Source organism: Reichenbachiella sp. (assembly GCF_033344935.1).
In the GTDB taxonomy this organism is placed as follows: domain Bacteria; phylum Bacteroidota; class Bacteroidia; order Cytophagales; family Cyclobacteriaceae; genus Reichenbachiella.
This window is the reverse complement of the sequence record NZ_JAWPMM010000001.1, coordinates 3,031,130-3,054,564: the sequence shown is the minus strand read 5'-3', so window position 1 is coordinate 3,054,564 and position 23,435 is coordinate 3,031,130. Positions and strand designations below refer to the sequence as shown.

Annotated in this window: 23 protein-coding genes; 14 read left to right on the top strand and 9 right to left on the bottom strand. The window is 37.8% G+C overall.

From position 1 onward, the window contains the following. Positions 1–64: 64 nt before the first annotated feature. Positions 65–769: a hypothetical protein gene (locus R8N23_RS13190; protein WP_318172075.1), complete on the bottom strand. Its 705-nt coding sequence runs from the start codon at positions 767–769 to the stop codon at positions 65–67. Between the two features lie 38 nt (positions 770–807). Further along, positions 808–2,217 carry a CCA tRNA nucleotidyltransferase gene (locus R8N23_RS13185; protein WP_318172074.1) on the bottom strand — a complete coding sequence of 470 codons (1,410 nt, stop codon included), beginning with the start codon at positions 2,215–2,217 and terminating at the stop codon, positions 808–810. A gap of 115 nt (positions 2,218–2,332) precedes the next feature. On the opposite strand from R8N23_RS13185, the gene pafA reads away from it, so the two are divergent. Then, positions 2,333–3,967: an alkaline phosphatase PafA gene (pafA, locus tag R8N23_RS13180; RefSeq protein WP_318172073.1), complete on the top strand. Its 1,635-nt coding sequence runs from the start codon at positions 2,333–2,335 to the stop codon at positions 3,965–3,967. Here the strand turns inward: pafA and R8N23_RS13175 are convergent. Genes R8N23_RS13175 through R8N23_RS13150 form a run of 6 tightly spaced genes read right to left on the bottom strand, consistent with a single transcriptional unit; the run spans position 3,940 to position 8,378 of the window. Then, on the bottom strand, positions 3,940–4,647 hold the full coding sequence (locus tag R8N23_RS13175; protein WP_318172072.1) for a lycopene cyclase domain-containing protein: 708 nt from the start codon (positions 4,645–4,647) through the stop codon (positions 3,940–3,942). The two genes, pafA and R8N23_RS13175, sit on opposite strands and share 28 nt — an antisense overlap. Before the next feature lie 7 nt (positions 4,648–4,654). Further along, positions 4,655–5,113 (bottom strand): sterol desaturase family protein, encoded by a 459-nt coding sequence (locus R8N23_RS13170; protein WP_318172071.1) that lies wholly within the window; start codon positions 5,111–5,113, stop codon positions 4,655–4,657. Continuing rightward, positions 5,103–5,624, bottom strand: coding sequence for an isopentenyl-diphosphate Delta-isomerase (idi, locus tag R8N23_RS13165; protein ID WP_318172070.1), 522 nt, complete (start codon positions 5,622–5,624; stop codon positions 5,103–5,105). Before idi ends, R8N23_RS13170 begins: the two co-directional genes overlap by 11 nt. Positions 5,625–5,627: 3 nt before the next feature. Continuing rightward, on the bottom strand, positions 5,628–6,056 hold the full coding sequence (locus R8N23_RS13160; protein WP_318172069.1) for a hypothetical protein: 429 nt from the start codon (positions 6,054–6,056) through the stop codon (positions 5,628–5,630). A gap of 20 nt (positions 6,057–6,076) precedes the next feature. After that, positions 6,077–6,913, bottom strand: a complete 837-nt coding sequence (locus R8N23_RS13155) for a phytoene/squalene synthase family protein (RefSeq protein ID WP_318172068.1) — start codon at positions 6,911–6,913, stop codon at positions 6,077–6,079. Further along, a complete protein-coding gene (locus tag R8N23_RS13150; RefSeq protein ID WP_318172067.1) occupies positions 6,897–8,378 on the bottom strand; it encodes a phytoene desaturase family protein in 1,482 nt (493 codons plus the stop codon). Before R8N23_RS13150 ends, R8N23_RS13155 begins: the two co-directional genes overlap by 17 nt. A gap of 177 nt (positions 8,379–8,555) precedes the next feature. On the opposite strand from R8N23_RS13150, the gene R8N23_RS13145 reads away from it, so the two are divergent. Beyond that, positions 8,556–10,979, top strand: a complete 2,424-nt coding sequence (locus R8N23_RS13145; RefSeq protein ID WP_318172066.1) for a penicillin acylase family protein — start codon at positions 8,556–8,558, stop codon at positions 10,977–10,979. Next, entirely contained in the window at positions 10,979–11,350 is a 372-nt protein-coding gene (locus R8N23_RS13140) for a hypothetical protein (RefSeq protein WP_318172065.1), read from the top strand. Before R8N23_RS13145 ends, R8N23_RS13140 begins: the two co-directional genes overlap by 1 nt. A 2-nt stretch (positions 11,351–11,352) precedes the next feature. Here the strand turns inward: R8N23_RS13140 and R8N23_RS13135 are convergent, their stop codons facing one another. Then, positions 11,353–11,880 carry a hypothetical protein gene (locus tag R8N23_RS13135; RefSeq protein ID WP_318172064.1) on the bottom strand — a complete coding sequence of 176 codons (528 nt, stop codon included), beginning with the start codon at positions 11,878–11,880 and terminating at the stop codon, positions 11,353–11,355. 394 nt (positions 11,881–12,274) lie between these two features. Between R8N23_RS13135 and R8N23_RS13130 the strand changes: the two genes are divergently transcribed. The 11 genes from R8N23_RS13130 to moeB all read left to right on the top strand — a co-directional run bounded on the left by R8N23_RS13130 (position 12,275) and on the right by moeB (position 23,417). Continuing rightward, the gene (locus R8N23_RS13130) at positions 12,275–14,977 is read left to right on the top strand and encodes an ATP-binding protein (RefSeq protein WP_318172063.1); all 2,703 of its coding nucleotides are present in this window, start codon (positions 12,275–12,277) and stop codon (positions 14,975–14,977) included. A 1-nt stretch (position 14,978) separates the two neighbouring features. Then, positions 14,979–16,115, top strand: a complete 1,137-nt coding sequence (locus R8N23_RS13125; RefSeq protein ID WP_318172062.1) for a response regulator — start codon at positions 14,979–14,981, stop codon at positions 16,113–16,115. 147 nt (positions 16,116–16,262) lie between these two features. Further along, entirely contained in the window at positions 16,263–17,057 is a 795-nt protein-coding gene (locus R8N23_RS13120; RefSeq protein WP_318172061.1) for a hypothetical protein, read from the top strand. 46 nt (positions 17,058–17,103) lie between these two features. After that, the gene (locus R8N23_RS13115; RefSeq protein WP_318172060.1) at positions 17,104–17,784 is read left to right on the top strand and encodes a hypothetical protein; all 681 of its coding nucleotides are present in this window, start codon (positions 17,104–17,106) and stop codon (positions 17,782–17,784) included. A gap of 9 nt (positions 17,785–17,793) precedes the next feature. After that, positions 17,794–18,669, top strand: a complete 876-nt coding sequence (locus R8N23_RS13110) for a hypothetical protein (protein WP_318172059.1) — start codon at positions 17,794–17,796, stop codon at positions 18,667–18,669. Positions 18,670–18,671: 2 nt separating this feature from the next. Next, positions 18,672–19,055, top strand: a complete 384-nt coding sequence (gene msrB / locus R8N23_RS13105) for a peptide-methionine (R)-S-oxide reductase MsrB (RefSeq protein WP_318172058.1) — start codon at positions 18,672–18,674, stop codon at positions 19,053–19,055. Between the two features lie 58 nt (positions 19,056–19,113). Next, complete coding sequence (gene lhgO / locus R8N23_RS13100) at positions 19,114–20,307, top strand: L-2-hydroxyglutarate oxidase (RefSeq protein ID WP_318172057.1); 1,194 nt, start codon at positions 19,114–19,116, stop codon at positions 20,305–20,307. Positions 20,308–20,624: 317 nt separating this feature from the next. Beyond that, complete coding sequence (locus tag R8N23_RS13095; RefSeq protein WP_318172056.1) at positions 20,625–21,554, top strand: cysteine synthase family protein; 930 nt, start codon at positions 20,625–20,627, stop codon at positions 21,552–21,554. Between the two features lies 1 nt (position 21,555). Beyond that, positions 21,556–21,981 carry a M67 family metallopeptidase gene (locus tag R8N23_RS13090; protein WP_318172055.1) on the top strand — a complete coding sequence of 142 codons (426 nt, stop codon included), beginning with the start codon at positions 21,556–21,558 and terminating at the stop codon, positions 21,979–21,981. A 7-nt stretch (positions 21,982–21,988) separates the two neighbouring features. After that, positions 21,989–22,267: a MoaD/ThiS family protein gene (locus R8N23_RS13085; protein WP_318172054.1), complete on the top strand. Its 279-nt coding sequence runs from the start codon at positions 21,989–21,991 to the stop codon at positions 22,265–22,267. Positions 22,268–22,277: 10 nt separating this feature from the next. Continuing rightward, entirely contained in the window at positions 22,278–23,417 is a 1,140-nt protein-coding gene (gene moeB / locus R8N23_RS13080; RefSeq protein ID WP_318172053.1) for a molybdopterin-synthase adenylyltransferase MoeB, read from the top strand. The last annotated feature ends 18 nt before the right edge of the window (positions 23,418–23,435 follow it).

The window sequence follows — 23,435 nt, the reverse complement described above, 5'->3', positions numbered from 1 at the left end:
TTCGGTTTTAAACAAAAAGAGCCAATCCATCATTGGATTGACTCTTACATTTTTTAGTCCTGAGTTACTTTCCAGCTTTGCTCAAATTGACTTGAGCCAGTTCAAATCCTGGTGCTACTTTCAATGCTTCAAGGAAGAGTTCTTTTGCCTTTGGTATGTCATTTTTTCCTTGAGCAATCAAGCCTTGCAAATTGAGAACCGCCGCTCGCATAGATACTTCCTGCTGTGATTTATCTAGTTTGGAAAATCGCATTTTTAATTCATCAATATCAGTTCTTTTTAGAAGGATATCTACTGAAGTGCTAGACTCTGTATACCTCTTTAATTCGTATTGCATGAATGCAATTTGATAGAGGGTGCGGCTATCATTATTTTTCAGAAAGAGCTTTTCATAATTCTCTAATGCTTGATCCTTGGCACCGAGTTGATTGAACGCAATCGCCCCTAGCTCAAGAGCTACCTGATTATCAGGGTTGATTTTTAGATTTTCTCTAGTTACTAATGCTACAGATGGCATCTGGTTCATTTCATAATACATATAAGCCAAGGAATCCAGCACTGCAGATTGATTATTGCTAAAAAAGAGCAAATTGTAAAGCGCCATTCTTGCTACTGATGGATCATTAAACTGCATAGCCAATTGGTAAATGGCAGCGTTTTTCTGAACATCGACATCGATAAAATTGAGTGAATCAACAGATTGGGCGGTAGTGTTGTTGCTTTGAAGAATTCCTCCCCATACAACCAAAATAAATAGTATTTTCTTCATAATTCTTTTTTGAGAGTGTGCAAGCTACTGGCTTAAGGTCAATTTTCCAATCCTCTGGCTTTTGCGATTTCTTGCATTAGGCTTTCTGCTTGTTCTTTGTTGTTGTCTATTTTTCCTTCGAGTATAGCCTCCCTGATTTCATTTTTTATTTCTCCAACGATTCTTGAAGGCTGTAAATTATAACGCTTCATGATCTCTTCTCCTGAGATTGGTGGTTGGAAGTTGCGAAGCTTATCTCTTTCTTCAAGCTCCACGAGTTTTTGTTTCACCTTTTTAAAATTGGTCAGATATCGTTTTACTTTATTCGGATTTTTGGTTGTGATATCTGCGTTGCACAGCGTCATAAGATCATCAACGTCATCTCCTGCTTCAAACAATAGTCGTCTAATCGCGGAATCGGTAATTTCGTCTCTTACGAGTGCTATGGGCCTCAAATGGAGCTTAACCAACTTTTGGACATACTTCATTTTGTCGTTCATTGGTAACTTCATGCGCTTGAAAATGGTAGGCACCATGCGTGCGCCTTTGTCCTCGTGACCATGAAATGTCCAGCCAGCCTTTTTGTGAAATCTTTTGGTTGGTGGTTTGGCTATGTCGTGCAATATGGCAGCCCAACGTAAATACAAATAATTGGTATTTTCTGAGATATTGTCCAAGACTTGCAACGTATGATAGAAGTTGTCTTTATGAGATTTGCCCTCTCTTGTTTCCACTCCATGTAGGGCTATCATTTCTGGAAAAATGTAGTGAAGTAGCCCACTTTGAAATAATAATTTGAATCCATAACTCGGAGTAGGAGATAAGATGATTTTATTGAGCTCATCTATGATTCGCTCTTTTGAGACTATTTTAATCCGATCCGCTTGATTGATGATCGAATCAAAGGTATTGGCTTCAATATCAAAATTGAGTTGGCTAGCGAAACGTATTGCACGCATCATTCTCAAAGGGTCATCAGAAAAAGTAATAGAAGGATCGAGTGGCGTACGGATAATTTTCTTTTTCAAATCATTCACTCCGTCAAATGGATCAACTAATTCACCATACCCATCATCACTGAGTTTGATGGCTAATGCATTGATGGTAAAATCTCGTCGGTTTTGGTCATCTTCGAGTGTGCCATCTTCTACAATTGGTTTCCTTGAATCTCTTTGATAAGATTCCTTTCTGGCCCCTACAAATTCAAGCTCATGGGCTTTATACTTCACCATGGCCGTGCCAAAATTTTTGAAGACGGAAAGATTTTTGCAGTTCAATTCCTGAGCTACTTTTTTAGCTAGACTAATTCCACTGCCTACAGAAACAAAATCTATATCTTTGGATGGTCTATTGAGAATGATGTCACGTACGAACCCACCAATTACGTAGGCATCAAGGTTGATTTTAGTGGCGCACTTGGCTACAGCGGAGAAGACTTCTTCGGGTAAGAGGTGTGATTTTAAATTCAATGAGTAAAGCTTTGCTTCAAAATTAATTTTAATTTCTTAATAATGAGATAATACGATTTGTCATTGTTGAATTAATTTCGAGTCAGCAAAAATTAAGCGCATTTAAACTTACATAATGAGGAACTTCATTCTTTTAATCCTGCTAACCCTGCCTTTGTTTTCTGTTTCTTCTCAAAGTACTGATAAACCCAAATTGGTGGTTGGTATTGTGGTGGATCAAATGAGGTACGAGTTTCTTCATCGCTTTGATGAACACTATACGGATGGAGGCTTTAAGCGACTGACCTCGAAAGGTTTCTCATTCAGAAATGCACATTTCAATTATATCCCAACAAAGACTGGACCTGGGCATGCTTCGGTATATACAGGCACTACACCAAGAGTACATGGTGTAATAGCCAATGACTGGTATGAAAAGGTACAGAATAAAATGATTTACTGTGTTGAGGATTTGGATGCAAGTGGAGTAGGTGGTTCAGGTAAGATTGGGCAAAGGTCTCCGCGTAATTTATTGAGTAGTACCATTACAGATGAATTGAAAATTCATTATCAAAATAGATCAAAAGTAATTGGTCTTTCATTGAAAGACAGAGGTTCAATCCTTCCAGCAGGACATAATCCTGATGGTGCTTATTGGTTTGACGAGGCATCTGGAAATTTCATGACTAGCTCATTTTATACTAATGTTCTTCCAGATTGGGTAGGGAAATTTAATTCCAGAAAATTATCTACTCAATACACCAATGGAAAATGGGAAACATTGATGGATATAAACACTTATGTCGAATCAGCCCGTGACAATCGAGATTATGAGAATGCCTTTTTTATGGATTTGGAGCCCACATTCCCATATAAATTGAATTCAATAAGAAAGACTTTTGGAGTTCATAATACACTAGTTTATTCACCTTATGGAAACACCATTTTGGTTGACTTTGCTGAACTAGCAATTGAAAAAGAACAACTGGGAAAGGATGAAATCACAGACTTTTTGGCTATTAGTTTTTCTTCTACAGACAAGATTGGGCATGAGTTTGGTCCATATTCTAAAGAGATTCAAGACACATATGTACGGCTAGATCGAGATTTAGATCGGTTATTTAATTATTTGGATGAGCAAGTAGGTGAAGGTGAATGGACTGTTTTTTTGACCGCTGACCATGCAATTGCTGAACTGCCTAAATACCTAAATGAGCAAAAGCAGTCTGTAAATTATTTTGACAATAAGCAAAATCAACCATTACTTAAAAAGTCAGTAGACGAGAAATTTTCGGCAACTGGAATCATCGAAAACATTAGCAACCGTCAGGTGTTTTTGAATCATGATTTATTAAGAGATCAGAATATTGATCAGGTTGAAGTAAAAAAGTACATCGTTGATTTATTATTAGAAATGGAAGGCGTAAGTTCTGCCTATGATACTCGAGAAATTGAAAGATACCACGATACCAATCTAGATGTAGGTATGCTTTCAGCTGGTATCAATAGCAAAGCTAGTGGTGATGTGGCCTACACCTTGCTGCCAGGGTGGTTGAGCGATTACAATTTGTACCACAAAGGCACGAATCACGGTACGGGATACTCTTATGATACGCATGTGCCCATGTTATTTTATGGCTGGGGCATCAAAAAGGGAAGTACAGTCAATTATCACCCAATTACTGACATCGCACCCACGATCAGTACTTTGTTGAATATCAAGTTTCCTTCAGGTTGTACAGGTCAGCCAGCAGCTGAGCTTTTTGATTGATTTCTCATATAGAAAAATTCCATTAATTGAACATTCCATAAGATGAGGAGCATGCCATAGAATATGTCTTCGAATGGAATGGTACCTAACCTAAATCCCATATTGTGCTGATCGTTGTACCAAACTACTTCGTTGGGTATGAATGAGCCAGTCAGGATTCCATTAGTAATGGCAAATGGAATCAGCAGGACTAGGTAGCTGAAATAGAAATGGGTGAGATTTTTTTTCGAAATCCATTCCAAATAGATGAGTGTGGCTAATAGTAAGACAAATGTGCTTGTAGTATAAAATTTCCCAAAGTTGAAAGCCAATAAAACACCCAGACCAATAATGAGTCCTAGGCTAATCCATCGGCCAGTTTGATTAGGAAATGGTTGAATTTGTAGTATGTCGAAGCAGTGATAAGTAAAGACGCATGCATAGGGTATGCAAATGAAAAATAGAATCTCCTCTAAAGGAAGGTTTAGGATATAAATACCAGTTAAATACTCTGGATTAAAGCCCCATATGCCAATGGAGGTAAAATAAACGTCCCAGATTAAAAATATCATTGCGACCAATGCCATAGATGGAAAAAAAGAAGACCACTTTTTATCGAATCTTAGTTTTGGATGGAAACTAAAAAGAAAGGGGATAAGGACGGTGAAAACATCTATTAGAAGGTAAGTATAGGATTTCATCTACAGCTTACTTCTTCTGTTCATTAAAATATTTCTTTGGTACCACTAGCATACCAAAGCATTCACCATCTTCTTTAGTTAGGTGTTTGTGATGGACCTTATGGGCTTTTCTGATAGCCTTGAAATACTTGATGTTTGTATTTCTCAGCCATTTAAATCTCTGATGAATGAAAATGTCATGAACCGAAAAGTATAAAAAACCATACAAGGTAATTCCCAACCCAATCCATAGTCTGATATCTTCGAGTGGGTTGTTTTTCCCTAAATAGATTAGTGAAATTCCCGGAATAGCAAAAAGTAGAAAAAAGAAATCATTGTCTTCAAAAAAGCCCTTTGAAGTTTTGTCGTGATGATCTTTATGTAAGAACCAAAGGAAGCCATGCATCACATATTTATGTGTAAACCAGGCAACAAACTCCATAAAACAGGCAGTAAGTATTAAGATGACAATATTTTTAATCCACATTTTTCGCGTATTTGTCTATAACTTCATTCACGATTTCTTTAAACCAAACCGTATAATTTCCTGAATGCTGCTCAATGTCTTCAACTAAATCTGAAGTAGCTATGTATTTATATTCCATGGCTTCATCGGGATTAAGCTCAGGATTGGTGTCAGAGGTCCCAACAAAAACATGATCCAATTCATGTTCTATTAGTCCATTTTCGAAATCAGCCTTGTATAAAAAAGAGAATAGAAAAGTAAGGTTTGCTTCCATATTCAATTCTTCTTTTAATCTTCGGTGGGCAGCGTCCAAAGTGTCTTCATGAGGTCTAGGGTGACTGCAGCAGGCATTGGTCCATAGTCCTCCTGAATGGTATTTGTTGAGTGCCCGCCTTTGCAACAGCATTTCGCCCTTCGAATTGAATATAAAAACTGAAAAAGCTCGGTGTAACTGACCATTTTTATGAGCCGCCAATTTTTCGGAAGTTCCTACAACTTTATCAGTTTCGTCGACCAACACTACCTCTTCCATGTGTTATTTATTTTCGCTGTTTAAGTAATTGTAAATTAATTGATATGTCGATGAATCAGAGATTGAATTCAGCTTTATCGACATAAATTCTTGATCATTTTCTAGTTGATCATTATATCCTAGGAAGCTAGGTACTCGATCCTGAATGGAATGACGCAGATATCTGAGTTCGATATTTTCATTGTTCGTTTCAATTAAACTATCCAGAGTTTTCTTCCCAGTATTAAACTCAGAAAGTTTTCTATATGGGTTCAGTGCATTTTTTGCTTCTAGAAAGTGAATCATCGTGCAGTATCCCAAATGAGTAGGGTGCTTCAATTTAGTTTGTGAACAAGTTGATTTAAATGATTCGATTTTACTTTTGTCCACAGCTGCTTGTAAATACTGATTTCTTAATGAATCTGTGCCATCAGGAATAATGAAATTGAACATGAGTAGAAAAGTGAACGTTGTCAAATCAAATTGAGTTTATACCTAATTATTGAATCGAACATCAGACCAAATTTAAAATAATTTGGAATTCTAATGCGTTCCTGCATTACTTTGCTGGGACTTAATTTTGCTATTTTATTGAACAACGTGCGATAATAGATGTAAGCAAGATAAACACCTAGTTTGGCGCATTTTGGCAGGTTTTTAATCCCAACTAGTGCGTCATCAAAATCTGCTGCGATATCTTTCTCAATTTTGGCTTTATCCTCGCTGGAAAATCTAGTCAAGTCAATTTCAGGGAAATAACTTCTTCCCAAACCTTCGTAATCATCTTTCAAATCTCGTAAAAAGTTCACCTTTTGAAACGCTGAACCTAGTTTCATGGCAGACGCTTTTAAGTTTTGATATTGCTCATTATTGTTATCGGTAAATACACGCAGACACATGAGACCAACGACCTCAGCGGAGCCCAATACATAGTTGTCAAATGATTCAGGGTCATGAACTTCTTGAATCAAATCCATCTCCATACTTTTTAGAAATGTATCAATCAATTCCCATTCAATTTGATACTTGTTGACCGTCAACTGAAATGCATGAAGGACAGGATTTATACTGATGCTATTTTTGATTGCCAATTGAGTTTCGCTTCTGATTTGATCGAGCATTCCTTTTTGATCATAGCCATGAAAAGAATCAACAATCTCATCTGCTAGCCTTACAAAACCATATATGGCGTAAATGTCTTTATGGATTTTTGAATCAAGAAAGTATATACCCAGCGAAAAACTGGTACTGTACCTTCTTGTGATCAACTTGTTGGAAGCAATGGCTACCTCGTCATAAATACTTTTCATAACTGTCGTTGTTGAAATACGATAATAATTGAGCAGCAGCTACTTGACCTGATATGATTGCTGGTGGCACACCAGGACCAGGAACAGTAAGTTGACCACAATAGAATAGATTTTTTATTTTCTTGTTGCTCATTTTTGGACGCATAAAGGCTGTCTGCATTAATGTATTGGCAAGTCCGTAAGCATTGCCTTTGAAAGAATTGTAATCTTTTTTGAAGTCATTGATACAGTAGGACTTTTTTACCTTGATTCGGTTTGTTATGGATTCACCTGTCAATTCTTCCAATCTCTTCATCAACTTACCATAGTATTCCTCCCTGAGTTCTTCATTATCTTCTAATCCAGGGGCAAGTGGCATCAAGACAAATAAATTCTCATCTGATTCAGGAGCTACACTAGGGTCCGTTTTGGAAGGACAGCAGACATAGAACAGGGGCTTATTGGGCCATTGGGGATCGTTGTAAATTTCTTCTGCATGTTGGTCGAAGGACTCATCGAAAAACAAATTATGGTGAATGAGGTTATTCACCTTTCCATTTACTCCAAGATAAAAAATTAGTGCAGAAGGGGATAGGGTCTTTTTGTCCCAATATTTAGTATCATAATTTTTACTTCCATTTTGTAAGATGTGCTCTTCAAAATGATGATAGTCTCCTGATGAAATTAAGCCCTGAACAGGTTTTCCTTTGATTGAGTTGATAAGTCCCTTTGAATGATCCACTTGGTCAATAGTCTCATCGAAATGAAAATTGACACCTAATTCAGTACACAAACCATGCATGGCTTCGGATAATTTGCTAAAACCGCCCATAGGATAAAAGGTTCCTTGAGAGAAGCAGCTATAGTTCATTAGACTATATAGTGATGGTGTGGATTTGGCTGTGCCACCCAGAAAAAGAATAGGAAATTCCATCAAGGCTAATAAACGAGGATCTTTGAAATACTTTCTTATATAGGTATGAAAGGAATTGGTTACTCCCAATTGTAGCATTTTTAGAAGAAGCGGAAGTGAGAAGTATTCGAATATTGATTCCGAGGGTTTATAAACCAGTTCATTTACACCTACATCATATTTGATCTTTGAGTCAGCAAGTACTTCAGCAAGTTTTTCTCCTGCTCCAGTTTCTATCGACTCAAACAGCTCTTTTTGCTTGGAAAGATTTGCTGGTATGTCAATCGTATCGTCTTTACCAAAGAAGACTCGAAAACCAGGGTCGAGATGCTTTAATTCAAAGTAGTCGCTGGTAGAATGACCGAATCTTTTGAAAAATCTTTCCATGACATCTGGCATCCAATACCAACTTGGTCCCATGTCAAAGGCAAATCCATCTTGAGTGAATTGCCTGCATCTTCCGCCTGCTGAAGTTTGATTGTCGAATACATCAACTGAGATATTCTGGTGGGCTAAACTGGCTGCGGCAGCTAGTCCGCTTATTCCACTGCCTATGACTGAAGCTTTCTTCATTCTGTAAATCTAATTATGTTCAATAATAATAAAAAAAACTTAGACAAAAAGATTTCTACTATGACTAAAAACTGAATCAGTTTTCTTTGTATCCTCAATAGTTAATTTGTTGCTTGCTTCTCTAATGTGTTATATATTAGTGCCTTTTTCAATCCAGCTTTTTGGTAATTCGATTGTATGAAATTAATCAGATTCATTTTTGCGTTAGGTCTAACACTGATCTTTTTCTTTTATCTCAATTTTAAGCAAGACAAAATTCCTCCTTTAGGCAGCTTTCTTAGTCCATTTACAGGCTTTTGGCAAAATGGAGAATCAGAGGGGTTAAGTATTCCATCTGTATTAGAGGCAGAACAACTGAAGGCGCCAGTGAGCATTAAGTTTGACGACTACTATATTCCACACATCTTCGCTCAAAATGACTATGACCTTTACTTTGCGCAGGGTTATGTGACGGCCTTCCATCGATTATGGCAAATGGAATTTCAAGTGTTGGCAGCAGCTGGTCGAACGGCTGAAATAGTTGGAGAGAGTCAATTAAAGTTTGACAGAATTCAGAGGAGGAAGGGGCTGACTTATGGTGCAAAAAAGTCCTTGGAAGTAGCTCAAAAAGACCCTGAAATCATGAACATGATTCAAGGCTATACGGATGGTATTAACTATTTGATCGATCAATTGGATTATGAGGATTACCCAATTGAATATAAGTTATTGGATTATGCTCCTGAGCAATGGTCGAATTTGAAAGTTATGTTGTTATTGAAGAACATGGCAGATATGTTGTCGAGAGGAGAAAATGACTTAGAAAATACTAATGCCTTGCAGGTCTTTGGGTTGGAAGATTTTAATAAATTATTCCCAGAATCTTATGCTGAAATAGATCCGGTAATTCCAGCTGGTACGGAATGGGGTTTTGATTCTGCTCCTATTGAAGAGCCAGAGGTGTCATTTCCTCAGGTTTTTACTACAGAAACTATTGAGAAACCTGACCCAAGGAATGGTTCAAACAATTTTGTAGTATCTGCCGAGCGTACGGCTAATGGTAAAGTGCTTCTGGCGAATGAACCCGATTTGAGTTTAAACCTTCCATCCATTTGGTATGTAGTTCAGTTGAATGCCCCAGGCATTAACACCATGGGGGCCTCATTACCAGGAGCACCAAATGTGATCATAGGATTTAATGACTCTATTGCATGGGGGCTCACAAATGCCAAACGAGATGTAGTGGATTGGTATAACATCAAGTTCAGAAATGAAAAAAGAGAAGAATATCAATATGATGATAAGTGGCTAAAAACCGAAAAGGTGGTAGAGCGCTTTAAAGTAAGAGAAAGTGATGATTTCTATGATACCCTGGTATATACTCATTACGGGCCAGTAGCCTATGATCGTAATTTTCTTGGAGATAGCAATAAAATAAACTTGGCCATGAAGTGGACGGCTCATGACGGCTCGAGAGAATTGAAGACTTTATATGAAGTGAACAGAGCTAGGAATTATGATGAATTCTTAGAAGCCTTTAAGTATTACACAGGGCCACCACAGAATTTTGCTTTTGCCAGTACGACGGGGGATATAGCACTTACGATTCAGGGCAAATTTCCTGCGAAATGGTCAGGGCAAGGTAAATTCCTGTTAGACGGAAGAGATTCCAAGCAAGAGTGGTCATCGATTATTCCTTATGAACACAATGCCACTGTTAAAAATCCAGAAAGAGGTTTTGTAAGTTCAGCTAATCAACATCCTGTGGATTCAACGTATCCATATTATGCTTATGATTATAATTATGAGTTTTATAGGAACAGAAGAATTAATGAGCGTTTGGCGCTTTTAAATAGAGTGACCGTTAAAGAGATGATCCGTTTGCAGAATGACAATTACAATTATAGAGCGTCTGAAAGTTTACCATTAATGTTGAATTATTTAGATACTACGAATATGACGGGGGAGAAGGAGAAGATATTTCACCTGCTCAAACAATGGGATTATTTTGCCGAGCCTGAATGGATTGCCCCAACGGTTTACCAAGTTTGGTGGGACGAGTTATATGAATTGGTTTGGGATGAATTTGAGAATCAAAAAGTAGAACTAAGTAAACCTCATGTGTACAACACTATTTATCTGATGGTTAATGATTCGTCAAGTAAGTTTTTTGACATCCAGTCCACTCCAGATAAAGAAACATTGGGAGATTTGGTTAATGTATCATTCTCAACAGCTCTGGAGAAACTTGAGCAATGGAAAGATGCTAACGATAGCGAGTATGTTTGGTACCTATATAAAAACACTAGAATAAAGCATCTTTTGGGGTTAGAGCCGTTCTCCTTTGATCAAGTGAAAATTGGGGGATATAATAATATTGTGAACGCCGCGAGTGGCCGTCATGGTCCGAGTTGGCGAATGGTGGTGGAGTTGGATCCACAAGGACCTAAGGCGTGGGGGATATATCCTGGAAGTCAAAGTGGAAACCCAGGGAATCCAACCTACGGTCATATGATAGAAGACTGGGCTTCAAAAAATTACGCACCCCTCTTATTTTTAAACTCCTTGTCTCAAGAATCTGAGCAAGTGATTTTCACACAAAACCTTCAACCAGAGAACTGATGATTTTTATTTTTAGACTTATATTGATTTCAACACTAACCTATCTACTGGGATTGATTGCCCCATGGTGGCTTGCCATTATTGCAGCAGCATTAGTTGCATTCTTTATGCCTGGCAATAATTTTAATGCGTTTCTAAGTGGTTTTATGGGAGTAGGCCTAGTGTGGATGGTCATGGCCTGGAAAGTTGATGTAGAAACTAATTCGATTATGTCGAATAAAATGGTTCAAATCTTTCCAGTGGATGACGTTAGCATGCTCATAATCATCACAGCCATTATTGGTGGAATGGCAGGTGCCTTAGGCGCATTCACCGGTAACAGCTTCCGTCAAATTTTTGTTAAAAAGAAAGAAAAGAGTTTTTATAGTTAGAATTAATCAAGGCCTTTGAGGTGATGAACATGTTCATCAATGAGGTCGATTCGTTGTGTAATTACCTCTATATATTTGCCTGCTTCTTTTTCTAGAGCAGCAGTTTCCTTCTCATATTTGCTACCACCTTTTTTTCCGTAGTTTTTTTCAACATCATTGAATTGATTACATTCTTTGTGCAGGAAATCTAAGAAATTTTTGGTTGTATATTTTTCCTCGACATGTTCTATGTCACTCAGAGTTGCTTTTGCCTCAGCATCGCTATTCTCATCGAACTTTGCTTTTACGGTTTGGTATAGAACGGTGTCATAGTGATGAATCTTGTTAAGAAGTCTAACCATTTCTATTCGGTAACTTCGATTTGTACAATATTCCGCTAGTCCATCATACTTACCCATATTAGCGGCTTCTTTATCCCACTTTGCCGTGAGGTCATCAATAATCGAGGTTATGTTTTCTGATTCATTTTGAGCCTGAGAGGCAAAGTTTACTCCAATGAAGATTAGAGCAAGAATTAATAAGCGTTTCATAGTGTTTAGTTAATAATGTGTAATAAACATAATGCGAATTAATCAGTAAATCAAAAAAACTATTTGCGACCTATGTAGCAGGTAAGGAAACCGAATAAGAAATTTTATATATACCAGATTATAATTGATATTAGAATAGTGCAAGTTATTATTTCTAAGTAAATATTGGAGATATTATTGATTTCAAAATCTACGGTTTATTCATAGAAGGATTTGTTGAATTGGTCGAATATTGGTTATATATTGTCCATAATCTTTTTGAAATGTCAGTAAAAAGATCATACTTGTATAGTCAATCTAAGTTGAGCTAATATTGGAAAATTGATATTCAGGTAAGTTTTTTTATGTTCTCCAAGGTTGACTCTTGAAATAGAGTAACGAAGCAAATTGAGTTATGAGATTTACGGTGGTCATTTTTGCGATACTAATCATGTGTTGCCAACATACTGTAGTTGCACAGCAGGCAAGTTATAATGAGGCCGTTTCCCTTCTTGAAAAAACAAATTACAATAAGAAAAGAGGAAATTTAGAAGGAGCAATAGGTCATGCCCTATTAGGACTTGATCAGGCAGAGTCTTTGGGTAATCAAGAATTGATTATTCAATTTAGAGAAGTTATAGGGGAAATTTACCTTTCCAAAAAAGATTACAAAAATGCTGTTTCTTCCTTTCTGGCTATAATTCTTACAGCCGAACGTCAGGATGATCAAGCCAATCTAGGAAAAGGAAATTTGGCGCTTGCTAATACTTATTCAAGTATGGGTGCCTATGAAAAGGCAAGTGACTACTATCAAAGAGCAATCTCAAATTTTGAAAATCTAGGCAAGAAAAGGGAAAAAGCAAGCGCTATACAAGCACTTGGTTATAACTATAGTAATTCTAATCAGTTTGATAAGTCCATCGCCACCTTTGAAACACTTCATAAACTAGCTATTTCTGAAAGCTTGTACTCATATATTAGTTCAGCGCAAAAGCAACTTTTTCTAGATAATATAAAAATTAATAATGCAGAGCAATCTACCAAGTATGGATTGTCCTATTATGAAAGAATAAAAGATAAAGGGAACAATGCTAACCTTTCGAATACAACTAGAAATTTGGCCTTGCAATTTATCAAAACTGGCGACAACAAAAATGCTTTGAAGTTTGCCAATATATCAGTGAGCATTGATGGCCAAAATACCATGTCGTTAGAGACTTTGGGGAAGGCTTACGCATCCAACGAAAATTACAATAAAGCAATTGAAAGTTTTGAAATGGCCCTGGCTTCGAATGAAAAGAAAAGAAATCCAGAAGGAATGGCTCGTAACTATAATCAGATGGCGGAATTGGCTATTGATCGAGGGGATTTGAGAGTTGCGGCGAACAATTTGAACAAGGCTGAAGAAATTGGTATAGAAAGAAATACCAGGGTTACGTTGCTCGATACTTATAGAATGTTAGCCCTGATCAACCAAGAGAAAGGAAATGATGATCAGGAGGCAAAATATCGTTCTATGTACGAGGCGGTAAGGTTGCAAATTGGTGATCCAGATAAGAATTATTCAAAATTATCCAGAGCGAAGGAAAATTTAGCCGAGAGTTATGAGCAAGAAGCAAGAGCTCGAATCTCTACTAGTGAAAATAGAAAACTAGCCCAAGAAAGAGAAAAATTGCAGGCCCAGCAAAAACTTAAAGATATTGAGCTCATAGAGCAACAAGCCAAGCTGCAAGCTCAGGAATTACAGGCAAAGCGCTTGGAAGCCGAGAGAGCTAAACAGGAATTGCTCCTGACCGAAAAGACTGTTGAGGCAAGCACTCGTGAAGCTGAATTAGAGAGACTTCAATTGGATGCGGAATTACAAAAACTAAGTGAAGAGGAGAGAGAAAAGAGGCTCGAGCTAATTGAGAAAGAACGGGAAATATTAAGACAGCAAACCGAGCTTCAAGCACAAAAAATTGAGAGTGATCGTCAAGCAAGAATGTTGTATTTTATGGCTATTGGGGCCACCGTTGTCATTCTCGCTATTTTAGGCGTAGCTTTTTTCCGAACGTATAATAATAGTAAGACTATTAGAGAGCAAAATCAGAATTTAGCAGAACAACAAAAGACGATTCTAAATAGGAACATTCAGCTGAAAAAGAGTTCAGAGGCTATGTTAGCAATGAACAATAAGCTTAAAAAGGCGCACGTTAATTTGAAGGTTTTATTGAAGAAGGAACAGGCAATTAAGGAGCAGTTAGAAAAAACAAACCTGGACTTGAAAAATACTCAGGTTCACCTTGTACAAGCTGAAAAGATGTCTTCGCTAGGTCTTTTGACAGCTGGTATAGCGCATGAGATAAATAATCCAATCAACTTTGTATCTAGTGGAGTGCAATCACTTACCAAGAACTTTGGCGAGATAGAGAGCTTTATTGAAAATTACCAGAAAGTATTGGGCTTGGATTCGTTTGAAGAAATAAAAAAATACGCTGCTGTTCTAGAGGAGGATGAGGACGTTCTGGCTGAGTTAAGTGATTCAAGTAAGGAGCTCTTGGATGATGTCCGCTATGGTATCGTAAGGATCACGGAAATTGTCAATGGACTTAGAAGTTTCTCAAGACATGATGAAGCAGAAGTCAAAGAAACAGATATCAATGAGAGTTTTGATTCCGCACTTTTGATATTGAAAAACAAGTACAAAAACAAGACTGAGATTGTAAAGGAAATGGATGAGACGCTCAAGCCAATTCAGTGTTTTCCAGGTCAATTAAATCAAGTTTTTGTTAACTTAATTAATAACGCAATTGATGCCATTGACGAAGCTGGAGAAATCAAGATAAAAACAGTTAATTTGAATGATGATTCCATTGAAATTAGAATTTCGGATAATGGAACAGGGATGCCAGATGATGTTAAGGACAAGATCTTTGATCCATTCTTTACTACCAAAGAGATTGGTAAGGGTACTGGGTTAGGTTTGTCAATTTCTCATGGTATAATTGAAAAACACAGAGGAACTATTAGAGTAGAGAGTAAAATGGGTGTGGGAACCACTTTTATCATTAATCTACCTAAGAAGTTAGAAATTGATGATAAGATTTTAGAAGAAGAAGAAAACTTGAAATTAGGTTAATATGGAATTAGTATTACAACGTCCACAACGTAAGGAAAGCGTTAAAAAGTACAGTATTTTGTATGTGGACGATGAGCCGGTAAATCTTAGAATTTTTCAGCATGCATTTAAAAGAGACTACAATGTGTTTACAGCACTGAATGGTTTTGATGCCTTAGAGATATTGAATGATAAAAAAGTTGATCTAATCATTACTGATCAGCAAATGCCACGTATGTCCGGTGTGGACTTATTGGCGAAAATAGTTCCAAAACACCCAAGCATCGTTCGAATGATAATGACTGGTTTTAGTGATATTGGTGCGATTATAAGGGCAGTAAATGAATTCGGATTAGATAAATACTTGGTTAAACCATGGGATAGAGATCAGTTAAAAGTTGAATTTGATAAGGCGCTTGAGAAGAAACACTTAGAAGATAAATCGAAGTCTGGGAAAGACGGAGTGGATGCAGCCGATTTAGCCTTTTCATTCCTTCCTGATGAAGGTCGATTAAAGGAGATATTTAAGGATGGGTTTGCGATTTATGACAAGAATAAATCTAATAAACATGGCTATTGGTTCGGTAACGTGGGAGATAAGTCGATTGCTGCGTTTTATAATGGAGCTAACTCTAAAATGAATGCGATCGCTTTGAATTCATATATAAATATGAGCTTAACTGAGATCGTTTATAAGGATGGAACATTGAAAGGAACCGACATCATTAAAAATCTGGCGTCAAAAATTAAATCTCGTTTTGGTGCTTATGGAGATATAGGCTCATTTGATATTGCTGTAGTTATTGTCGATAACAAGTCAAATAAAGTTACTTATTCTGGCGCTAACCAAGATATCTATTGTTCTCAAGACGGTGGCGAGCTTAAGTCTGTAAAGGGATCTAGTGAGGCCATTGATCTCAATGATTTTGATGGCAGTATAGAACAAAAAACCTTTGATAAAGTATCTACTATTTACATGGTTTCTAAGGAAATGGTAAATCAAATAGTTCCATCTGACGATCCTAAGGTTGAAGGTAAGAACTTTTTGCAAATGCTAAAAAGTTACTCAAAGGAGCCATTGAAAAATCAAGCCACTCAAATTGACGAAATACTTAGTGGAGACAACACTAAATGTATGCTGGCGCTGAAAATTGTTTAGCCAAACACTTTGTTCAAACTTACATTCAGGTAAATTCGTTATTCCTTTGTTCTTAAGAGGAATGATTTGTTAATTTTCGAATGTGCTTTATTCAAGTTTAGTATAAGGCTATCTGAAGTTGAAAAAGTGGTGCAAACAATTTGATAGATGGGCTCAAGAACTATATGTTTTTTTATTGGATGTTGCTTTTCCTATTTTGGTGTGTTGGGTCAGCACAGATATGCCGAGGTTGGAGAGTCGATGGAAGAGTATATCAAAGATAATCACCTGGAACAGGTTGAGGAGATTGTCCATAAACTAGCTTATTCAAAACAATTTCTTAATCAGTTTTTAGAGAAGGAAAGGCATATTCATGAAGAGGCGAAGGATCTGAAGAGAAGTGACGTCAAGATTGGAGATGATGTGGATATTTATGTAAAGCATTTTACAGAGCACCAAAACTTCACTATGATTTTGGTGCCAATTAGCATCTACAGCTTGGCGGTTTACGATACGATCTTGTTTTCAGTACTAGAGGTGAGTGATATCTGGCTCGAAAGAGAATTCCCTTACGATGATTTTAAAAATGACTCAATCAAGTCAAGTCTACTTTCAATTAAAAATCATGCACTCTTAGCCGAGCATATTTATGATCAGGCATTAGATGAATCAAATACCAGCATGGGAGAAGTTCAACTGGAATTGGATGAAACATTCATTTCAACGAACACCATTCATGAAAGTGTTGGAAAAATGACTAGAAGAGAAAAAGAAGACTTTAAGAGTCATTGGGGGCTGCTCAAAAAAGCTTTTACCCATAATGTTGATCTTAATGTAGAAATGAATGTCTACGTATTTGGGTTTGATGACCTAGAAGTAAAATGTAAAAACGTGAGGGGTGTTTCTAATTTTAGGGTGACACCCGGTAATATATTTCAACGTCACCATTTTCAAGAAGAATAGTCTCCCAGTCAAGGAACTTTTTGTTAGTTGATTTGTTTTGATTTCTATGAAGAAGATTTCTAAAGTCATATTTTTCCTACTTGCTGTTACCGGATGTATTGGTACGGACGTAATAGATGATCTTGTCCCTGAAAAAATTGAAATTACAAACCCCGTAATGAGCCTCAAAGTTGGAGAGTCTTATGAGCTGATGTACCGATACCTTAATAATGTTGGTATGCCAGAAGATACTGATGTACGCTGGGAAAGCAGTGATGCCACAATTTTGGAGGTAGATGAAAATGGTGGTCTTATGGCTCTGGAAATGGGCCAGTCAGAAATTTCAGTAATCCTCATTGCTAATGATCAAGTAATGGATAAAATCACTGTAGAGGCAGCTGACGAAACTATTCTCTTGACCTCTGGAGATAAATCGGGCACAATTGCTACCACAAGTAGTTATGAACTAAGCGGGGATTTTGTTGTAAACAATACTGAAGGCGGAGTTGAAATATTGATAGCTGATAACTATGTCGCTTCTGAGGCATTACCCGGTTTGTATGTTTATCTTTCAAATAACCCCAGTACAGTTAGTGGAGCTCTAGAAATCGGAGAAGTAACTATATTCTCAGGTGCCCATAGCTACACTGTTGCTGAGGAAAATCTAACCGTCGATACCTATGCCTATCTCTTATACTTTTGCAAGCCATTCAATGTCAAAGTAGGGCATGGCGAAATTCTAGACTAATCTAAACTTATGAAATTATTAAAGTTCACACTTGTCTTATCTTCAATGCTAATTCTTTCCAATGATTTATTAGCCGGAGGTGGATGGGTTCATGCCAAGGGAAGTGGGTATTTCAAAATTGGTCAATGGTGGGTAGTGGCAGATAAGCACTATACGGATACTGGAGAGACAGATCCTAACGTAACCATGGGAACATTTAATACCAGCTTTTATGGAGAATATGGAATTACAGACCGCCTAAATGGACAAATCTATTTTCCATTCTTCAGTCGTTCGTATCACAACGAAGTGGTTTCTGGAACCACCGGAGAAGTGAATATTCCTGGAAGGGCGATTAACTCAATTGGTGATACTGATATAGGATTAAAGTATGGATTGGTAGTTAATAAACCTTTTGTTCTCAGTGCTCACCTATGGTTAGGGCTACCACTAGGAAAGAGTGAATATGACCCTAATGACCAAAATACGGTTCCATTACTTACAGGTGATGGTGAATTCAACCAAATTGTCGGACTGACTGCGAGTACCTCGAAAACAGTTGGTAGTGTGAATGCATTTGTTAGCCTGGGTGCGGAGTTCAATAATAGAACAAACGGATTCTCTGATGAAACCAGAGTGAATTTTGAATTAGGAGCTGTGATTAAAGAGAAGTTGATTTTAGTATACAAGCTGCGCTGGTTGAACTCATTGCAAAATGGTGATTCAACAGTAGAAAATGGTGCGAGTATATTTTCGAACAATGCTGAGTATGTAGGATACACCTATGAGGTGGCTTATAACATTACTAAAAATTTCGGTGCAACTTTTAACTATGGGGCAGTTTATTCAGCTAAGTTGATATTTGCCAATCCTTCTTATGATGTAGGTGTATATTTTAATTTATAAAAATGGATAAGTCAGAAGATGAGTGGAAAGAAAGTCTTTCAGAAGAAGAGTATTACGTTCTAAGACAGAAAGGAACCGAAAGACCCTTTACAGGAAAATACAATGATCATAAGGAAGAAGGAAAGTACTTGTGTGCCGGATGCCAACAAGAACTCTTCGTTTCAGATGCCAAGTTTGATTCTGGATGTGGTTGGCCAAGTTTTGATCAATCCATTGATAAGACGGCTGTGAAGGAGTCGTTTGACAAATCACATGGCATGATGCGCACTGAGATTACTTGTTCAAACTGTGGCGGCCATTTAGGTCATGTATTCAATGATGGACCAACCGAAACTGGTCAAAGGTATTGTATCAATTCCGTGGCTTTGAAATTCACCAAAAAGTAAAACCTATTAAGAATTTCGTCTTTCATTAATTATTTTCGCCACTCATTCGCGAGCATTTATGAAAGACGTCATAGTAATAGGAGGAGGGATTGTAGGATTGGCTACTGCCTGGCAGGTCAAACAACAATCACCTAATCTTTCCATAACCATATTAGAGAAGGAGTCCGGTCCTGCCCATCACCAAACGGGCAACAATAGTGGCGTTATACATTCTGGCCTCTATTATAAACCTGGAAGTCTTAAAGCAACCAATTGCATCAAAGGATATGATTTGATGTTAGATTTCTGTCGAACAGAAGGGGTTGATTTCGATCTGTGTGGGAAAGTCGTAGTGGCTACTGACAATCATGAAATACCATATTTGGAGACCTTGTTTGAAAGAGGAGAGCAAAATGGTCTAAAGAATATGCTTTGGCTCACTCCTGAAGAAATCAAAGAGCATGAACCTTACGTCACTGGCGTCAAAGGAATTTATGTGCCACAAACAGGAATCATTGATTACAAAGAGGTATGTAAAAAACTAGAGAGTAAATTGCTCGAAGCAGGTGTTGCTATCTTCTACAACGAAAAGGTCATCAAGGTCGACCATCAGGGTTCATCGAGTGAGGTGGTTACAAATAACAATGAATACCAAGCGAAGTTGATTGTGAACTGCGCTGGGCTCTATTCGGATAAAGTAGCTAAAATGACGCCACTAAAGCCGGATCTCAAGATTGTACCTTTTCGCGGCGAATACTATCAGCTTAAAGAATCAAGTAAACATTTAGTTAAGAATCTTATATATCCAGTTCCTGATCCAAACTTTCCTTTTTTGGGCGTACACTTCACTCGTATGATGAATGGAGGGGTAGAAGCAGGACCCAACGCCGTATTGGCTTTTGCTCGTGAAGGATATACTAAATTGGATATCAATGTTGCTGAATTGCTAGAAACTTTGGCTTGGCCAGGTTTTCAAAAAGTCGCTATGAAATATTGGAAAACTGGCTTTGGAGAGATGTACCGTTCATTTTCTAAAGCAGCTTTTACAAAAGCCTTGCAGAAACTTATTCCTGACATCAGAGAATCTGATTTGGAAACTGGAGGTGCTGGTGTACGCGCTCAGGCCTGTGATCGCTCTGGTGGTTTGTTGGATGATTTTCATATTTTAGAAAATGACCATTTTGTGAATGTTTGTAATGCGCCTTCACCTGCGGCAACATCCTCATTAGCTATTGGCGATGAAATTGCCAGTCGAGTCATTAAAAGATTTTGAAATTGTTAATAACTGAGAGGTTTGTTTACCAAAACGTTAAATAATTAGCGGTTGCATAATTTTTTTAATTAAAAATTATGAATTCATAAACTTATCAAAGAAACTTGCGTTGAAGAATTCAAAATTCAGACATTGAAAACAAAAAGTACCATAAACACAATTCAAAACGCGATGATGGCATGTTGTTGCTGTTGTGCACCTAATTGGTGTTTATGGGAAAGTTTATAATTTATAGAAATATCATACGATAAAAATATAAAAAGGGCCTTTCTCAAATTGAGTAAGGCCTTTTTCGTTTTAAAACCTCAATATTTACAATGGTAATCAGTCAAGAATCAGAAATTGTTGAAAGTGTTTTAGCCCTTGGTAATCACATAGGAAACACTCCCTTGTATGAGCTTCAGCACATCTCGCCTAAAAAATCCGTGCGCATTTTAGCCAAATTGGAATGGATGCAGTTCGGTGGTAGTGTGAAAGCAAGACCTGCTTACAATATCATAAAGCAGGCGGTACTCAACGGAGACTTAGGTCAAGGAAAAATACTTTTAGATGCATCAAGTGGTAACACAGCAATAGCATATGCAACTATCGGTGCCAGGCTTGGTATTCCAGTAACTATTTGTTTGCCAGAGAATGCTTCTTGGGAACGAAAAATGCTTTTGAAAGGACTGGGAGTATCGATTGTTTATACTTCTAAATTTGGCTCAACTGACGAAGCACAGGAGAAAGCACTTGAGCTTTACCAAAACGAACCAGATAAATATTTCCTGGCTGATCAATATGGAAACGAAAACAACTGGAAGGCGCACTATGATACCACAAGTGAGGAGATCATTTCAAAAGTAAATGGAAGCCTGACACACTTTGTGACAGGCTTAGGTACTACAGGTTCTTTTACGGGAATAAGTAAAAGACTGAAAGAGGTCAATGAAGGCATTACCACGATTGCTTTGCAGCCAGATGGCGCTTTGCACGGGCTAGAAGGATGGAAAGATATGGAGACGGCCAAGGTGCCTGGAATCTATGATCCATCGTTGGCAGATCGCTTCATGAATGTGGATACTTTCGACGCTTACGAAACTTTAAAATTGGCTGCGAAGAAAGAAGGGTTGATGATCAGCCCGTCAGCAGCAGCAAACCTAAAAGGTGCGTTGCAATTGGCAGAAGAAATAGATGAGGGAGTTATTGTAACCCTTTTCCCTGATAATGCAGAAAAGTATAGTGAAGTGATTAAGTCTTTGTTTTAAAATGAAGAAACAAATTCAAGTATCAGAAGAAATTCTAAAAGAAATGCATCGTCATGCGTTGTCTGATTTCCCTAATGAATGTGTAGGTTTTTTCTACGGCAAATCAGAAGGAGATATTAAAACTGTGACGGAGTATGGACCGTTAGAAAACAGCAAGGAAGGGGATCAACGAAGACGATTTGAGGTGAATCCGTTGGACTACATGAAAGCGGAGCAATATGCTTTAGCGAATCAGTTGGAACTTTTGGGAATTTATCACTCACATCCATTGCATCCAGCGATTCCTTCCGAGCATGACTTGAAGCAAGCGGTACCTTTCTTTTCGTACATCATTGCTTCGGTCAATGAAACAAAAGTTGAAAAGACAACCTCTTGGCAACTGAATGAAGAAAATCAATTTGAAGAAGAATTATTAAAGAGCAATTAATAGCATCATGGCAAATATTATTATACCAACACCCTTAAGAAAATTTACAAATAATCAGGCTTCAGTAGAGTCAAACGGATCTACTGTTCAGCAGTCTGTTGAAGATTTGGCTAAGCAGTTTCCTGATTTGAACAAACACATTTTTGATGGGGAAGGCAAGATCCGTCAATTCATCAGAATCTATGTAGGAGACGAAGATATCAATGCTTTGGAAAACGAAAATACCAAGGTAGACAGCAGTTCGGTAATTAGCATTATTCCTGCTATAGCAGGAGGAATCCAATAAATCCATAACCATGGCAGAAGTGAATTTTTCAAAAGAAGAACTCGAACGGTATAGCCGTCATTTGATTATACCGGAGTTCAATATAGAAGGGCAGAGGCGTCTCAAAGAGGCCAAAGTTCTGGTAGTGGGTACTGGAGGATTGGGAAGTCCCTTGCTCCTTTATCTAACAGCTGCAGGAGTTGGTAATATTGGTATCCTGGATTTTGATGTGGTGGACGATAGCAACTTGCAACGGCAGGTCTTGTTTACTGTTGATGATGTAGGCAAACCCAAGTCAGAGGCAGCGAAAGCTCGTTTAGAGAAGCTAAATCCGCATGTCAATTTCACTGTGCACAACACCATGCTTACTTCTGAGAATGCCTTAGATATTGTTAAGGATTACGATGTGGTGGCAGATGGTACGGATAATTTCCCAACAAGATATTTAGTGAACGATGCTTGTGTGATCTTGGATAAAGTGAATGTGTATGCTTCAATCTTCAGGTTCGAAGGTCAAGTATCTGTGTTCAATTATAAAAAAGCAGATGGTGAGTATGGTCCGCATTATAGAGACCTATTCCCAACTCCACCACCACCAGGATTAGTACCTAGTTGTGCAGAAGGTGGTGTGATAGGTGTGTTACCAGGCATTATCGGATCGTTGCAAGCGAATGAAGTACTGAAGGTAGTGAGCGGTGTTGGCGACCCATTGGCCGGTCGATTGTTTTTGTTTGATGCACTCTCGTTTGAGACACGTGTAATGAAAATTCATAAGAATAAGAACACGCCTGCAGTAACGGAATTGATTGACTATGAAATTTTCTGTGGAATAGGAGACAAAGAAGAAGAGAAAGTAGTCAAAGAAATCACGGTAGAAGAATTGAGTCAATGGAAGGCAACTAAGAAGGATTTTCAGCTCATAGATGTCCGTGAAGGCTATGAATATGACATTGCCAACCTAGAAGGCAAATTGATTCCTTTGGGTGAGATTTCAGACCACGTGAATGAAATCCGTTCTGATGTGGATGTGGTGGTTCATTGTCGTAGTGGCAAGCGAAGTGCTGATGCCATTGTTGAACTCGAGAAATTAGGGTTCAAAAACCTATACAATCTCAAAGGGGGTATTTTGGCTTGGGCCGAAGAATTGGATCCGGAGATGGCCAAGTACTAAGAAATTTTTAGTAAATAT

Excerpts from the sequence above, each read along its gene's own strand:
- R8N23_RS13140 (WP_318172065.1), top strand. The coding sequence starts at position 10,979 with ATGATTTTTATTTTTAGACTTATATTGATTTCAACACTAACCTATCTA.
- pafA (WP_318172073.1), top strand. The coding sequence starts at position 2,333 with ATGAGGAACTTCATTCTTTTAATCCTGCTAACCCTGCCTTTGTTTTCT.
- lhgO (WP_318172057.1), top strand. The coding sequence starts at position 19,114 with ATGAAAGACGTCATAGTAATAGGAGGAGGGATTGTAGGATTGGCTACT.
- R8N23_RS13155 (WP_318172068.1), bottom strand. The coding sequence starts at position 6,913 with ATGAAAAGTATTTATGACGAGGTAGCCATTGCTTCCAACAAGTTGATC.
- R8N23_RS13175 (WP_318172072.1), bottom strand. The coding sequence starts at position 4,647 with ATGAAATCCTATACTTACCTTCTAATAGATGTTTTCACCGTCCTTATC.
- R8N23_RS13130 (WP_318172063.1), top strand. The coding sequence starts at position 12,275 with ATGAGATTTACGGTGGTCATTTTTGCGATACTAATCATGTGTTGCCAA.
- R8N23_RS13145 (WP_318172066.1), top strand. The coding sequence starts at position 8,556 with ATGAAATTAATCAGATTCATTTTTGCGTTAGGTCTAACACTGATCTTT.
- R8N23_RS13110 (WP_318172059.1), top strand. The coding sequence starts at position 17,794 with ATGAAATTATTAAAGTTCACACTTGTCTTATCTTCAATGCTAATTCTT.
- R8N23_RS13150 (WP_318172067.1), bottom strand. The coding sequence starts at position 8,378 with ATGAAGAAAGCTTCAGTCATAGGCAGTGGAATAAGCGGACTAGCTGCC.
- R8N23_RS13120 (WP_318172061.1), top strand. The coding sequence starts at position 16,263 with ATGGGCTCAAGAACTATATGTTTTTTTATTGGATGTTGCTTTTCCTAT.
- R8N23_RS13085 (WP_318172054.1), top strand. The coding sequence starts at position 21,989 with ATGGCAAATATTATTATACCAACACCCTTAAGAAAATTTACAAATAAT.
- R8N23_RS13090 (WP_318172055.1), top strand. The coding sequence starts at position 21,556 with ATGAAGAAACAAATTCAAGTATCAGAAGAAATTCTAAAAGAAATGCAT.
- R8N23_RS13095 (WP_318172056.1), top strand. The coding sequence starts at position 20,625 with ATGGTAATCAGTCAAGAATCAGAAATTGTTGAAAGTGTTTTAGCCCTT.
- R8N23_RS13160 (WP_318172069.1), bottom strand. The coding sequence starts at position 6,056 with ATGTTCAATTTCATTATTCCTGATGGCACAGATTCATTAAGAAATCAG.
- R8N23_RS13135 (WP_318172064.1), bottom strand. The coding sequence starts at position 11,880 with ATGAAACGCTTATTAATTCTTGCTCTAATCTTCATTGGAGTAAACTTT.
- msrB (WP_318172058.1), top strand. The coding sequence starts at position 18,672 with ATGGATAAGTCAGAAGATGAGTGGAAAGAAAGTCTTTCAGAAGAAGAG.
- R8N23_RS13190 (WP_318172075.1), bottom strand. The coding sequence starts at position 769 with ATGAAGAAAATACTATTTATTTTGGTTGTATGGGGAGGAATTCTTCAA.
- moeB (WP_318172053.1), top strand. The coding sequence starts at position 22,278 with ATGGCAGAAGTGAATTTTTCAAAAGAAGAACTCGAACGGTATAGCCGT.
- R8N23_RS13125 (WP_318172062.1), top strand. The coding sequence starts at position 14,979 with ATGGAATTAGTATTACAACGTCCACAACGTAAGGAAAGCGTTAAAAAG.
- R8N23_RS13170 (WP_318172071.1), bottom strand. The coding sequence starts at position 5,113 with ATGTGGATTAAAAATATTGTCATCTTAATACTTACTGCCTGTTTTATG.
- R8N23_RS13115 (WP_318172060.1), top strand. The coding sequence starts at position 17,104 with ATGAAGAAGATTTCTAAAGTCATATTTTTCCTACTTGCTGTTACCGGA.
- idi (WP_318172070.1), bottom strand. The coding sequence starts at position 5,624 with ATGGAAGAGGTAGTGTTGGTCGACGAAACTGATAAAGTTGTAGGAACT.